Source organism: Mesorhizobium sp. M1409 (genome assembly GCF_040317535.1).
In the GTDB taxonomy this organism is placed as follows: Bacteria; Pseudomonadota; Alphaproteobacteria; order Rhizobiales; family Rhizobiaceae; genus Mesorhizobium.
Window position 1 is genome coordinate 221085 of sequence record NZ_JAMYKV010000001.1, and the last position, 12845, is coordinate 233929.

Consider the following 12845-nt stretch of genomic DNA (forward strand, 5'->3'; position numbering starts at 1 on the left):
CTCATGGCCGCTTCTGCGCGATAATATCCAGCCGCTCGCGGTCGGAGCGTTCGCGCTCGTCGCGGTTGCGCACGTCCTTGTAGGCGCGCTCGACCATGTTGGTGCGCGCGGTCGCGGCGGCGATGAGGCTGGCTTCCTGCTTCGCGTTTGCCAGGTTCGCCTCCTGGCGCACGACGGCCTGGGCGATGCGGCGATGGTAGAGATCGGGGAACAGGCCGGAAAGCGAATCGGCCTGGTCGAAATGTCCGACCAGATCACGGGCTTCGGCCTCGGCGGCGCTGGCTGCCGCAAGGAAGGTGGCGTGATGGGTTTCGTGCAGCGCCTTCAGCTGCTCCTGCACCTTCACCAATTTCCTGAGGCGGTCTTTGCGCGTGCTCATTTCTATCTCGCCAACGTCAGGTCGACAAAGCCGTCGACGAACAAGGACAGCATGGTGCCGATGGCGAAGTAGAAGATGATCATGCCGCCGGCGATGATGAAGGGCTGGGAGATGAAATAGATCGGGATCTGCGGGGTCAGCTTGTTGACGAAGCCGATCGTCAGATTGACGAGAATGGCATAGGCGACAAACGGGCTGCCGAGGCGGATGACCAGGAAAAACGTGTCCGACACCGTGTCGGTGACATCGACGAGTGCCGCCTGCGGGTTGAAGAAGATATTGACCGGCGCGACCGTGTAGGAAGAAACCAGCGCGCGTACTATCTCGTGGTCGAAATCGAAGACAAACAGCATCAGCAGCGCCGAAAACGAGATGATGGCGGCAAGGGCCGCCTGGGGTTCGGGCTCCTCGATCGCCGGTCCGCCGCTGCCGCCATAGCCGATCAGCATGGCGATGGCCGAGCCCATGAACCGCAGGGCTTCCATGTAGAGCCTGGTCATGGCGCCGATCAGGCCGCCGACCAGCAGTTCCGAGATGATCATCGGCACCAGGATCTGCGGGCGCGGGTCGACGAAGGGAAAGATCTTGTCCCACAGGAAGGCGAGCAGGCCGCCGGTGGCGGCGACCGCCACGAACAGCCTGACCTGGACCGGAACGCGGGCGCTGGACAGGCCCGGCATCAGCATGAAGCAGGCGCCGATGCGGCAGAAGGCGAGGAACGCCGCGATGACGACGCCTTGCGAGAGCACGCTCACGATATGGTTCCGAGCACCCTGATCTCGACGCCCTTGGCGATTTCGACGTGGCTGAGCACCGGCAGCGTGGTGAACAGCCGCTCGATGATCATGCGCACATAGGGGCGGGCGTCGGGCGCGGTGACCAGCACGAAACGCTCGCCGGCTTCCAGAAATTTCTTGATCGCCTTGGTCGCGTCCTGGCCGAACTCCTCGAGCTGGCGTGGGTCTATGTCGAACTCGCGCACCTCGCCCTTGGCGTCGCGCTTGAGGCTCTGGTGGAAGGCGAGGTCCCAGCGGTTGCCGAGGCGCAGCACCTTCAAAACGCCGCTCTCGGAGAGGTCGCCGCAGATCTGCTGGGCCATGCGGATGCGGACATGTTCGACGATCTGCTCGGTGCGGCGCACATGCGGCGCGATCTCGGCGATCGCCTCGATGATCAGATGCAGGTTGCGGATCGAGACCCGCTCGGCGAGCAGCAGCTTCAACACCGCCTGCAGGCCGGGATAGGAGATGTGCGTGGTGCAGATCTCGTCGGCGAGCTTGCGATATTCCTGGTCCTGCCGTTCGAGCAGCGCCTTCATGTCCTTGTAGGACAGAAGCTGCGGCAGGTTGTTGCGGATGACCTCGGAGAGATGGGTGAGCAGCACCGACATGTTGTCGGCGAAGGTGTAGTTCTCGCGCTTCAGATCCTCGGCGAAGGTTTCGACCACCGAATAGGCCCGCATGCCGAAGGCCGGCTCGCGGATTTCCTCGCCCGGTATTTCGGGTATGTCGCGGTTGCCGAGCAGCACCATGATCTCGCCGACGCGCATCTGGTATTCGGCCACCACGGTGCCGTGCACCTTGATCTGATAGCTCTTCGGCGGGATGGCGAAATCGTCGGCGACACGCACCTCCGGCACGACGAAGCCGTACTGGGTGGCGAATTTCTTGCGCATCTTCCCCATGCGGAAAACCAGTTCCTGATGCGACGTCAGCAGCCTTGTCGACAGCTGCTTGCCGATCAAGAGTTCGATCTCGGCGGTGGCGAGCGAGGCCTTGACCGAGTTCTTCTCCTCCTCGACCTTGGTCGCCTTCTCCTGGTCCTTGATCGCCTCGGCTTCGGCGACGGCGCGGTTGTGGCGCATCGGGATGACGTAGCCGAGGCCGGCCATGCCAGCGGCGAGCGCAAAGAACGGGAACAGCGGCAGGCCGGGCATCAGGCCGAGCAGCACGAGCAGCGATGCCGCCACGTAGAGGGCGCGCGGGTGGGCGCCGAGCTGGCCGAACACCGCCTGGTTGGTCGAGCCGCGGGTGCCGCCCTTGGAGACGAGCAGGCCGGCGGCCAATGAGACGATGAGCGCCGGAATCTGGGTGACGAGGCCGTCGCCGACCGACAGCTTGATGAACACGTCGGCGGCTTCGCCCATGCCCATGCCATGCCTGATGTAGCCGATGGCGATGCCGCCGACGATGTTGATGGCGGTGATGATGAGGCCGGCGATGGCGTCGCCGCGGACGAATTTCGAGGCGCCGTCCATCGAGCCGAAGAAGGAGGATTCCTCTTCCAGCTCGCGGCGGCGCAACTGCGCGGTCTTGTCGTCGATCATACCGGCGGAGAGGTCGGCGTCGATCGACATCTGCTTGCCGGGGATGGCGTCCAGGGTGAAGCGGGCGCCGACTTCGGCGATACGGGTGGCGCCCTTGGTGATGACGATGAAGTTCACCACGATCAGGATCATGAAGACGATGAGGCCGATGACGAAGTCGCTGGCCATCACCAGCTTGGAGAAGCCGGCGATGACATAGCCAGCGGCGTGCGTACCCTCGTTTCCATGCGACAGGATCATGCGCGTGGTGGCGATGTTGAGCGATAGCCTGAGCATGGTGGCGATGAGCAGCACGGTCGGGAATGACGAGAAATCGAGCGGCCGTTGGATCCATAGCGCCACCATCAGGATCAGTACCGAAAGCGCGATCGAGAAGGCGAGGCCGATGTCGATGAGAAAGGCCGGGATCGGCAGGAACAGCACGGCCAGGATGATGACGATGCCGATGGCGAAGAAAACGTCGCGGCCGTTCTTGGCCACCGCGCCGGGCTGGATGCTTTCGCTGATCGCCATGTCGTCCTCAAAACCTTAGACTGCCGAGCGCGCGACAGCCCTGTGAGGGTAGCCCGCCAAGCTTGCGCGAGGGTGGGAGACTGGCTAGTTCGAACGATCATGCGAGGATCATTCGCGCCGGCCGACTTTGCGAAAGAAGGAAAATCCCATACTTCTGATCATCGGCACCATTCGCTTGCCGCCAAACAAATTGGAGGAAGCCAAGCCCGCCATGGAACGCATGGTTTCCGGCAGCCGCGCGGAGCCCGGTTGTGTCCAATATTCCTACGCGCAGGATGTGCTCGATGCCGGGCTCATTCGGGTCACCGAAGTCTGGAGCGACCGGGCAGCACTGGACGCGCATTTCGCCTCGCCGCACCTTACGGACTGGCGTGCGTGTTGGCCGGCACTTGGCATCGGCGAGCGCAACCTCATGCTCTATGAAGCCGGCGAGCCCATGCCGACCTGATCGGTTTGCCACAATGGCGCCTCGTCCGTCGCCATTGCGGTTGCCATGCCCTGTCGCCGGGCGTATCAGGCGGGCCTTCCACTGCCTTTTGTGATGTCGGCGAGCCGCCCCGGTGCTTTCCAGAAACCACAGCGAAGTCTACGCCCGCCGGCTGCGCGCGGTGCTGATCCGATCGGTGCCGCTGCTCGAGGCGCGCGGCATCGCGGTGGTCATTCTGGCCGGCGCCGTCGGCGTGATGGCGGGCATACTGGTCTCGGCGATGAGCCAGATCGTGCAGGACCTGCACCGGCTGTTGTTCGGCGTCCAGCCCGGTGGTCGGCTTTCAGGCATGTTCTCGCTCACCAATCCGGTGCAGGCGCTGGTACCGGCGATCGGCGGCATCCTGCTCGGGCTAACGGTGATCTGGCTCAGAATCCGGAAATTCCGCACCCCGATCGACCCGATCGAAGCCAACGCGCTCTATGGCGGACGCATGTCGCTGACCGACACCTTCATCATCGCCGGCCAGACGATGATCTCCAGCGGTTTTGGCGCCTCGGTCGGGCTGGAAGCCGGCTACACGCAGGTCGGGTCCGGCCTGGCGTCATGGCTGGCGCGCTTCTTCAGGCTGCGCCGCAACGATGTCCGCATCCTGGTTGGCTGTGGTGCGGCCGGCGCCATAGCGGCCGCCTTCGATGCACCGCTGACCGGCGCCTTTTACGGCTTCGAACTGATCATCGGCATCTATTCGGTCGCCAATGTCGCGCCGGTCATGACCGCCGCGATCTCAGCCTCGCTGACTGCCGAAATGTTCGGCGGCGTGCCGTTTCCGCTCGAGCTTTCGGGCCTGCCGGCGCTCACCGCCAGCCAGTACGTGCCGTTCCTGCTGCTTGGCTTGCTGGGCGGCGCCGCCTCGATCGCCATCATGCATCTGGTGACGCTGATCGAACGTGGTTTTGCCAGGCTATCGATCGATGCGTCGCTGCGCCCCGTCATCGGCGGCGTCGTCGTCGGCTTGTTGGGGCTGATCACGCCACAGGTCTTGTCCAGCGGCCATGGCGCGCTGCATCGCGAATTCTCGATGAACTACGGGCTGGCCGCGGTGGCCAGCGTCTTCGTGCTCAAGCTGGCGGCATCGGCGGTCTCGCTGGGGTCGGGCTTTCGCGGCGGATTGTTCTTTGCCTCGCTGTTCCTTGGCGCCCTGCTTGGCAAGGCGTTTGCGGATGTGATGGCCATCGTCTCCCCGGCAACCGGCATCGACCCAGCCGTCGCCGCCGTCGTCGGTATGACGTCGCTCGCCGTCGGCGTCGTCGGCGGACCGCTGACGATGACCTTCCTGGCGCTGGAATCGACCCGCGACCTGACGCTGACCGGTGTCGTGCTTGCGGCCTCGATCATTTCGGCGATCCTGGTGCGCGAGACCTTTGGCTACTCCTTCTCGACGTGGCGCTTCCATCTGCGCGGCGAGACCATCCGCAGCGCTCACGATGTCGGCTGGATGCGCAGCCTCACCGTAGGCTCGATGATGCGCAAGGACATCAAGACCATTTATGCCTCGACGACGCTGGCCGCCTTCCGCAAGCAAGTGCCGCTAGGCTCGGCCCAGCGCGTCATAGCCGTCGACGCGGGTGATCGCTATGTCGGCGTGCTGATCGTGGCTGAACTGCACAGCGATCCTTCCGACGGCGAGGTGCCGGTGCGCGATCTTGCCAAGTACAAGGACGCGGTGCTGGTGCCGAGCATGAACGTGCAGGCCGCCGCCGAAACGTTCCAGCGCGCGGGCGCCGAAGAACTCGCCGTGGTCGAGGATTTCACCGACCATATCGTGCTGGGGCTTTTGACCGAAGGTCATTTGATGCGGCGCTACGCCGAGGAACTCGATAAGGCGCGCCGGGACCTGTCGGGTGAGGGGTAGGGGAAGCCAAGCCGGATGCCAGAGAGGGCAGGCGCGGTTGCGAAGCCTAATGCTCGATCGGTCCCTTGGCCATCACGAGAGCCGTGCCGGCGGTCGTCGGGCGCTCGATCATGCGCCGCACGCGCGGCGGTTCGTCGCCGCTGTGCAGTGCCCGGATGCGCTCACCAATGACGGCGTCGGCATGGGTGATGCGTCCATTGTGGCGCACATATTCGATCCAGGTCGGCGTGTGATAATGCTCGATCCAGATCGCCGGATTTTCCAGGTCGCGCGCCAGCGTCCAGTTGCGGGCGCCGTCACGGCGGCGGATGCGGCCGCGTTCGGCCATGATGGCCAGGAACTCCGGCACATCCTCGTTGCGGATGATGTATTCGATCATGATGGCGATCGGCCCGCTGCGCGGCTTCAGGTCGAGCGCGAGATGCGGCTCCCTGAAGCGGTTGAGCGGGTCGAGGTTGAGCACCTGCTGTTGCGGCAGCGGCAAAAGCAGGCCGATGGCGCCGCCGGCCAGCATGGCGATGCTGGCGGCGATCAGCGCGGTTTCGGCGCCATGCGCATCGGCGACGACGCCCCAGATCCAGCTGCCGAGCGCGATGCCGCCGAAGGTCGCGGTCTGATAGACCGACAGCACCCGGCCGACCACCCAGCGCGGTGTCGCCATCTGCACCGTGACGTTGAAATGCGAAAGCGCGATGACCCAGCAGGCACCGCCGACAAGCAGCCCGAGTGAGGTCTGCCAGGCATGATGGCTAAGGGCGGCATTGAAAGCGCAGACGGCGAAGCCGGCGAAAGCACAGCGCACCATCGTCTCGCTGGACAGCAATTGCCGCAGCCTGACGCTGATCAAGGCGCCGCCGACGGCGCCGATGCCGAAAGCGCCAAGCATGATGCCGTAGGTCAGGGCATCGCCGTTGACGACATCGCGCGCCACCAACGGCAGCAGTGCCAGCACCGCGCCGGCGCTGAAGCCGAAAGCCGCGCCCCTGACCAGCACCTTGCCGATGTTGGGCGACATGGCGACATAGCGCAGGCCGGCGCCCATGGCGGCGCCCAGCGACTCGCGCGGCAAGGTCGATACCGGCACGTCCGGCTTCCAGCGCGCCAGAACGACGATCAGGCCGATGTAACTCACCGCGTTTGCCGCAAACGCGGCCGCCGCACCGGCAGCGGCGACGATGATGCCGCCGATCGCCGGGCCGACGCTGCGGGTAAGATTGAAGCCCATCGAGTTGAGCGCGACGGCGGCCGGGACCTTGTTGCGAGGGACGATGTCGCCGACGGAGGCCTGCCATGACGGGCTGTTGAGCGCGGTGCCGCTGTCGATCAGGAAGGTGAAGGCAAGCAGCGTCCACGGCGTGATCAGGCCCGAATAGGTGAACAGGGTCAGGAGCACCGAGACGACCAGCATGAAGGTCTGGGCGACCAGCATCACCTTGCGCCGGTCGAAACTATCGGCGATGGCGCCGGCAACGAGCGCGAACAGCATGATCGGCAAGGTGGTCGAAGCCTGGACCAGAGCCACCTGATAGGGCGAGGTGGCGATCGTGGTCATCATCCAGGCGGCGCCGACGCCCTGGATCAGGCCACCGAAATTGGAGATGAGACTTGCGCCCCATACGGCGCGGAAAATGCCGTGCCGGAAAGGCGCCAGCGCCGAGACGCTCTCGCTGTCCGGCTTTTCGTCAATCATCGGGGGTTCCTGCCATGTCGTGCCGATTCGTCAGGCGATCCGTTTGCTCAGACCGTTTGCCGAAAGTAGGGCATGGCGCCGCAAAGGGCGAATGTCTTTCGAAAAAGCCCATGGTCCAACAATGGGATAGAGGAGGTCCACGCCCTTGTCCGCTGCCAGACCCGAGGATGCATCGGGCCGGCAACCGACCTACCCGAATGCAAAACGGCAATCTAGCTAGCCCCAGCCACGCGCAAGCGTTGGCATTCGTTCCAACACAATCCGGACGGATAGCTGCCGCTCAGAACCCGTTCTGAATGCGCTCGAAGATGACGTTGGTGAAGGCCGATATCTGGCTGCCGATGAAAGGGCCGGTCAGCGCCACCACCAGCATGATGGCGACGATCTTCGGCACGAAGGTCAAGGTGATCTCCTGGACCTGCGTCAGCGCCTGGATGAGGGCGATGCCGATGCCGACCACCATGGCGACAAGCACCACTGGGGCGGACGCGGTGAGCACCGTCCACACCGCGTACTGGACGATGTCGAGAGCGTCGGCCTCGTTCATGGGACTGGCTCTCTGTCGAAAACGTCAGCTCGCTGCCTTGACCGAGACTCCCGGGCCGACCGCGACTTCGGTGCCGTTCTGCAGCACGGCGATGAGGCCGCTGCTGGCGAGGCGCACCGACGCCACCGTGCCCGTCGTCTTGCCGTCGGCGGAGGTTATCGAGCGCCCGATCAGCGCGTCGGCCTGCGACAGCGCCGACGACTGCATGATCTGGTCGAGCTTGGTGTTGCTTTGCACCGATTGCTCGACCTGCGAGAAGGTGGCGAGCTGGGCGACGTACTGCGTCGAGTCCATCGGCTTCGTCGGATCCTGGTTCTTCATCTCGGCGATCAGAAGCTTCAGGAAGGACTGGTAGTCGACCGCTGTCTTCGAAGTCGACGCGGTGGCCTGGTTGGTGCCGGTCGGTATCGTCGTCGTCATGTCCACGTTCATCAGTATCGTGCTCCCACAGCCAGCGGGCGTTCGGCACCCGGAACGTCGTCATTGCCACCCAGCGCGCGGCGTTCGAGCGGATAGAGCGCGCGAATTGCCTTCAGCGCCTCGTAAATATGACCCTCGCCGACCATGCGGTCGATCTGTTTCAGCGCGCCGCAGATCTGAGTGTCCTCGAAGCTTGCAAGCAGCAACGGCAGCGAGCGGCGGAACATGTCGCGCGCGGCGGCCGCGCCGGCCGGATTCATCAGCATGACCTGCAGGATGAAATACAGCTGCTTGAGCGGCGTCGAGGCATCTTCGGCCTGGATCACGTGGCTTTCGAGCAGGAACTGCACGTCGTTCATCAATTCGACGGTGACCTTGCGGTCGACACGGATGACGGCGCCGTTAATGTAGATCTTTTCATTCGGCTTGAGCGATATCTTCAGCGTGTTGGTCATTGAATGCCGTCCCTGATGATCTGGGACACTTCGATCAGCCCTTCGAAATTGTTGGTGCGGCCCTGGCGAATATCCTCCGCCTCGCGCAGCAGCCACAGACCGATGGAAATGAGGTTGGCGCGCAGTTCCTTGGGCAGGGCGTTGTCGCTGGAGCCGAGGTCCTCGACGAAAGCGGTCCAGACACGGTTGGTGAAATTCAGCGCCTCGATCGCCTCCATCGAACCGTGGCCGGCCGCCGCCGCTGCCGCCAGCATGTCGATCGAGCGGGTCAGCAGTTCCCGCTCGCGATCCTTCGCATCGGCTACGGAGGTGCTCTGGATGTCGGCGTAGGAGAATTGGTACATCGTTGGGGCTCTACCGTTCCGTTAAGCGTTGTCAGGTCAGGTAATTCAGCAGGCTGAGCTGCTGCAGGCGTGCGGTCAGCGCGAAGGACGTTTCGATGTGCTGCGTCAGGTCGGCGACGCGGGTCGCGGCTTCGGCTGGATCGACGCCAACGAGATCGACAATATGCCGTTCGAATAGATCGGTCTGTGTTTTCATACGGTCGTTTGCATCGGACAGCCGCTTCTGGACGATGCCGGTCTCGGACTGAACCTGGGCAATGCCGCTCAGCGCTTCGCCGACCAGCAACGTTGAGCGGCTGACGACCGTGTTCTTCGCAGCCTGGCTGATGTTGCTGGACATCAGGCTGGCAACCATGGTTGCCGCCATGGCGAGCTTCTGGATACCGTCGCTGTTGGCGCTGGTCGAGGTCGGTGTGGTTTCGTTGAGCGCGATGCGGCTGACGATCTGCTGGTCGGTGGCGTTCGACCAGTTGCCTTGCCAGCCCGGACCCATGAACTGCGGCACGACATCGTTGGTGATGAAATCGTCCATCTGCGCGGCAGTGATATTGGCGGCTGCCGGGTCATCCGGGGTGAAACCGAAATTGGTGACGAAGGAAGCATCGAATGCCGCCTTTGCCGGCGAGCCCGCGGCGCTGAAGTCGTTGATCGGCTTGACGTCGGTGTTGGTGCCGGCGAACAGGTACTCGCCGTTGACGCTGGTGTTGAGGATCGAGGTCAGCTGCTGAATGGTCGCTTTGCCGGAATCCCGGGTAAGACTGTTGGAAGAATCGCTTGATGAGGCGGTGGTCAGGGCGGACAGGAATGTCTGAGCGGCGCCGGAGAGCTGGCCAAGCGAGGTCTGCGTCGAGGAAAGCCGGGCGCCGACCAGGCCGTTGGAGTCGATGATGACATTGAGCCGGTCGAGATCGCGCTGGAAGGTGACGGACTGGGCGGTGCGCCCTCCGAGAGCCAGGCCGACATCGGCGACCTTGCCGCTTGAGGACTCCTTCGTGGCTTTGACGAGATCGGCCTGCATGCGCATCTGCTGGGAGCGCATGGCGTTCGATATGGCGGCTGACGAGACGGAAGTCATGGATTATCCCACCGCGTTGAGCAAGGCCGCCATCATGTCGTCGACGGTTTTCATCATCCGGGCTGACGCCTGATAGGTGTGCTCGAGGTCGAGGAGCAGCGACATTTCCTGGTCGACATTCACGCCGGTCGCGTTGGACAGCGCCTCGGCGCTGCGCGAGGCCAGTGCTTCCTTGGCGTCGGAAGCGGTCGATGCCTGCTGGCGCACGCCCTCGAACCAGCCGATCGAGTTGGCCGCGTAATCGGAAACGCTGGACGTTGCCGAAACCCCGGCGGCGGGGTCGAAGGTCATCGGCTGGTCGAGCCGATCGCCATAGGCGATCAGCAGGGTGGAATAGGATGCGCCGCCGGTGTTGACGACATAGGCCGCGCCGTTGGCACCGCCATCGCGCAGCAGCGTCGGATTGCCGCCGGCGCTCGGGTCCATCGCCGCATTGACGCTGATGGATGCGGCGAGGCCGTTGATCAGCGTGCCCGCTGCCGGCACGGCCGGCGCGCCCGACCATGTGAACAGGCCCGCGGCATTGGGCATTGCCGGTGCGGTTTCGGCAAAGGCCGTGATCAGGCCGCGCGCGGTCTCGTCGAGCTGGCTCTGCATGGTCGTGGCGACGCCGTCGCGCAGTTGCAGCAGGCCGGCAAGCGTGCCGCTGGCGCTGGTGTTGCCGCCTGCTCCCGCCGAGATCGGCACATTGTCGATATAGACGGCATTGCCGGCGGCGCCCGCGGTGTAGCCGGCCGACGCCGCGAAGCTGACCGCGCGCGGTATCGTCTCGAACAATGTCGTGCCGTCGCCGGTGGTGATGACCATGTCGTTGTCGCCACGCGTGAAGGTCGATACCGGGACATAGTTCGAAATCTTCTTCAAAAGCGCGTCGCGCTGGTCGAGCGCGTCGGAAACGTCGTTGCCGGAGCGGGTTCCGGACATGACCGCCGTGTTGGCATCCTGGAACTGGCTGAGCAGCGAGTTCAGGTCGTCGACCGCCGTGGCGATCTGGCCGTCGGTCTGGGTGCGGAAATCCTGGACGGCCTTGGAGCCCTCATTCAGCGAACGCACAACCTGCTTGGCGGCGTCGATGACGCTGGCGCCGAGGTTCTGGTTGGACGGCGAGGTGGCGTAGAGCTGCAGCGCCTGCTGCAGGTTGGCGATCGCGGTCGAGGGCGAGGACGCATTGTCGACGCCGTTGACCGCAACGCCCAGCTGATCCATGCCGCTGAAGAGTGCGTTCTGGCCGCTCCAGGCCGACAGCGCGCCGAGGTTCTGGCGGAACAAGAGGTCGTTGGTGACGCGTTGGATATCAACCGAACGCGCGCCCGGCGCCGTGCTGGTGACGATGGCCTGGCGGCGCGAATAGTCCGGATTGGAGGCGTCGGCGACGTTGCGCGAGACGACGCTGGTCTGTCGCGCGGTGTTCATAAGCGCCGACTGGGCGATACTCAATGCGGTAGACAGTGACATGCGGGTCTTTCGCGGGCGGCGCCCGTCTTATCTCTTCAGGTTGACAAGGACGTCCATCAGATCGGAACCGGTCTGGAAGACTTTCGAATTGGCGGTGTAGCTGCGCTGCGCCGCGATCATGTTGGTCAGTTCTTCGGCGATATCGACGTTGGAATTCTCGAGCGCGCCCGAGATGATGGAGCCGAGCTTGCCTTCATTGGCGAAGCCGACACGGACCGCGCCCGATTCGGTGCCCTGCGAGTAGACGTTGCCGGGCAGTGCGGTGAGCTGGTCCGGGCTCTGCACGTCGGCCAGCGGGATCTTGTAGAGCGGCTTGGTGGAACCGTCCTTGTACTGGGCGTAGATGGTGCCGTCCTTGCTGATCTGGACCTTGTCGATGGTGCTCGGCGCATTGCCGTTGACCTGGGCATCGGAAACGGTGAAGCCGGTGCCGAGCTGGGTCAGCGCCGACAGGTCGAGATTGAGGCCGGCGCCGTTCGGCACGGTAAATGAAACGCCGGTGGGAGTGCCGGTGAGCTTGCCGGTGGTGGTGTCGAAGGTCAGGTTGGCCGAGCCCAGCAAGCCGCCGGCGGTGTAGGGGAACGATGTTCCAGGGGTGGCCTTCGACTGATCGAAGACCGCCACCTGCCAGGTGCCGGCGCCGGTGTTGGTGAAATAGACGTCGAGCAACTTCTTGTTGCCGAGGTTGTCGTAGGCGACCATCGAGGATTTCGACGTGTATTGCGCGCCCGCAGCGTTGGCGGCGGGCAAGTTGGCGGTCGCGACCGGTGTCGCGCCCGCCGGCAGGTTGCCGGCATAGCTACCCTCGGTGCTCGGCGTCGCGGTCATTCCCTGGTCGGAGATGACAACCGGGACCAGTCCCTCGAAACCGTTGACCGTTGCCGCGGGTACGCCGTTGTCGTAGCTGTAGGCCATCAGCTGGAAGCCGGCCGAGTTGACCAACCTGCCCTGCCCATCGGGAACGAAGGCGCCAGCGCGGGTCAGGTAGGGCGTACCGCTCGGATCTTGAACGACAAAGAAACCATCACCGCTGACGGCAAGGTCGGAGACCGAGGTCGTGTACTGGAGCACGCCCGGATCGCTGACCGCCTGACGGATCGTCGTGGTGACGCCGCCAGAATTGTAGGCACCGCCCGTCGACGGCATGACCAGCGTCGAGAATTCGGCGGAGGACCGCTTGTAACCGGTGGTGTCGGAATTGGCGATGTTGTCGGCGACCGTCGACAGGCGGTTTGCCTGCGCGTTCATGCCGGACACGCCGGTCCGCATCATTCCATAGAGGCTCATCGAAACGTCTCC

The 12845-nt window shown here is 64.2% G+C and carries 13 protein-coding genes; 2 read left to right on the forward strand and 11 right to left on the reverse strand.

Annotation, left to right across the window (positions count from 1 at the left end):
• Position 1: 1 nt before the first annotated feature.
• Genes NKG99_RS01075 through flhA form a run of 3 tightly spaced genes read right to left on the reverse strand, consistent with a single transcriptional unit; the run spans position 2 to position 3218 of the window.
• The gene (locus NKG99_RS01075) at positions 2-379 is read right to left on the reverse strand and encodes a hypothetical protein (RefSeq protein WP_352863343.1); all 378 of its coding nucleotides are present in this window, start codon (positions 377-379) and stop codon (positions 2-4) included.
• Positions 380-381: 2 nt separating this feature from the next.
• On the reverse strand, positions 382-1134 hold the full coding sequence (gene fliR, locus NKG99_RS01080; RefSeq protein ID WP_352863345.1) for a flagellar biosynthetic protein FliR: 753 nt from the start codon (positions 1132-1134) through the stop codon (positions 382-384).
• Positions 1131-3218: a flagellar biosynthesis protein FlhA gene (gene flhA / locus NKG99_RS01085; RefSeq protein ID WP_352863347.1), complete on the reverse strand. Its 2088-nt coding sequence runs from the start codon at positions 3216-3218 to the stop codon at positions 1131-1133. Before flhA ends, fliR begins: the two co-directional genes overlap by 4 nt.
• A gap of 148 nt (positions 3219-3366) precedes the next feature.
• Between flhA and NKG99_RS01090 the strand changes: the two genes are divergently transcribed.
• Positions 3367-3666 (forward strand): putative quinol monooxygenase, encoded by a 300-nt coding sequence (locus NKG99_RS01090; RefSeq protein WP_352863480.1) that lies wholly within the window; start codon positions 3367-3369, stop codon positions 3664-3666.
• Positions 3667-3778: 112 nt separating this feature from the next.
• A complete protein-coding gene (locus NKG99_RS01095; protein ID WP_352863349.1) occupies positions 3779-5560 on the forward strand; it encodes a chloride channel protein in 1782 nt (593 codons plus the stop codon).
• Between the two features lie 46 nt (positions 5561-5606).
• Here NKG99_RS01095 and NKG99_RS01100 read toward each other — a convergent pair whose 3' ends face one another.
• The 8 genes from NKG99_RS01100 to NKG99_RS01135 form a co-directional block, all read right to left on the reverse strand.
• On the reverse strand, positions 5607-7250 hold the full coding sequence (locus tag NKG99_RS01100; protein ID WP_352863351.1) for an MFS transporter: 1644 nt from the start codon (positions 7248-7250) through the stop codon (positions 5607-5609).
• A 280-nt stretch (positions 7251-7530) separates the two neighbouring features.
• The gene (gene fliQ / locus NKG99_RS01105) at positions 7531-7797 is read right to left on the reverse strand and encodes a flagellar biosynthesis protein FliQ (RefSeq protein ID WP_023761707.1); all 267 of its coding nucleotides are present in this window, start codon (positions 7795-7797) and stop codon (positions 7531-7533) included.
• 24 nt (positions 7798-7821) lie between these two features.
• Complete coding sequence (gene flgD, locus NKG99_RS01110) at positions 7822-8229, reverse strand: flagellar hook assembly protein FlgD (RefSeq protein ID WP_352863353.1); 408 nt, start codon at positions 8227-8229, stop codon at positions 7822-7824.
• Positions 8229-8672, reverse strand: a complete 444-nt coding sequence (flbT, locus tag NKG99_RS01115; RefSeq protein WP_352863355.1) for a flagellar biosynthesis repressor FlbT — start codon at positions 8670-8672, stop codon at positions 8229-8231. Before flbT ends, flgD begins: the two co-directional genes overlap by 1 nt.
• The gene (gene flaF, locus NKG99_RS01120) at positions 8669-9016 is read right to left on the reverse strand and encodes a flagellar biosynthesis regulator FlaF (RefSeq protein ID WP_352829119.1); all 348 of its coding nucleotides are present in this window, start codon (positions 9014-9016) and stop codon (positions 8669-8671) included. The genes flbT and flaF overlap by 4 nt, the downstream gene beginning before the upstream one ends.
• Positions 9017-9047: 31 nt before the next feature.
• Positions 9048-10091, reverse strand: coding sequence for a flagellar hook-associated family protein (locus NKG99_RS01125; RefSeq protein ID WP_031260869.1), 1044 nt, complete (start codon positions 10089-10091; stop codon positions 9048-9050).
• Between the two features lie 3 nt (positions 10092-10094).
• Positions 10095-11546: a flagellar hook-associated protein FlgK gene (flgK, locus tag NKG99_RS01130; protein ID WP_352863357.1), complete on the reverse strand. Its 1452-nt coding sequence runs from the start codon at positions 11544-11546 to the stop codon at positions 10095-10097.
• A 27-nt stretch (positions 11547-11573) separates the two neighbouring features.
• On the reverse strand, positions 11574-12833 hold the full coding sequence (locus tag NKG99_RS01135; protein WP_352863359.1) for a flagellar hook protein FlgE: 1260 nt from the start codon (positions 12831-12833) through the stop codon (positions 11574-11576).
• Positions 12834-12845 lie beyond the last annotated feature (12 nt).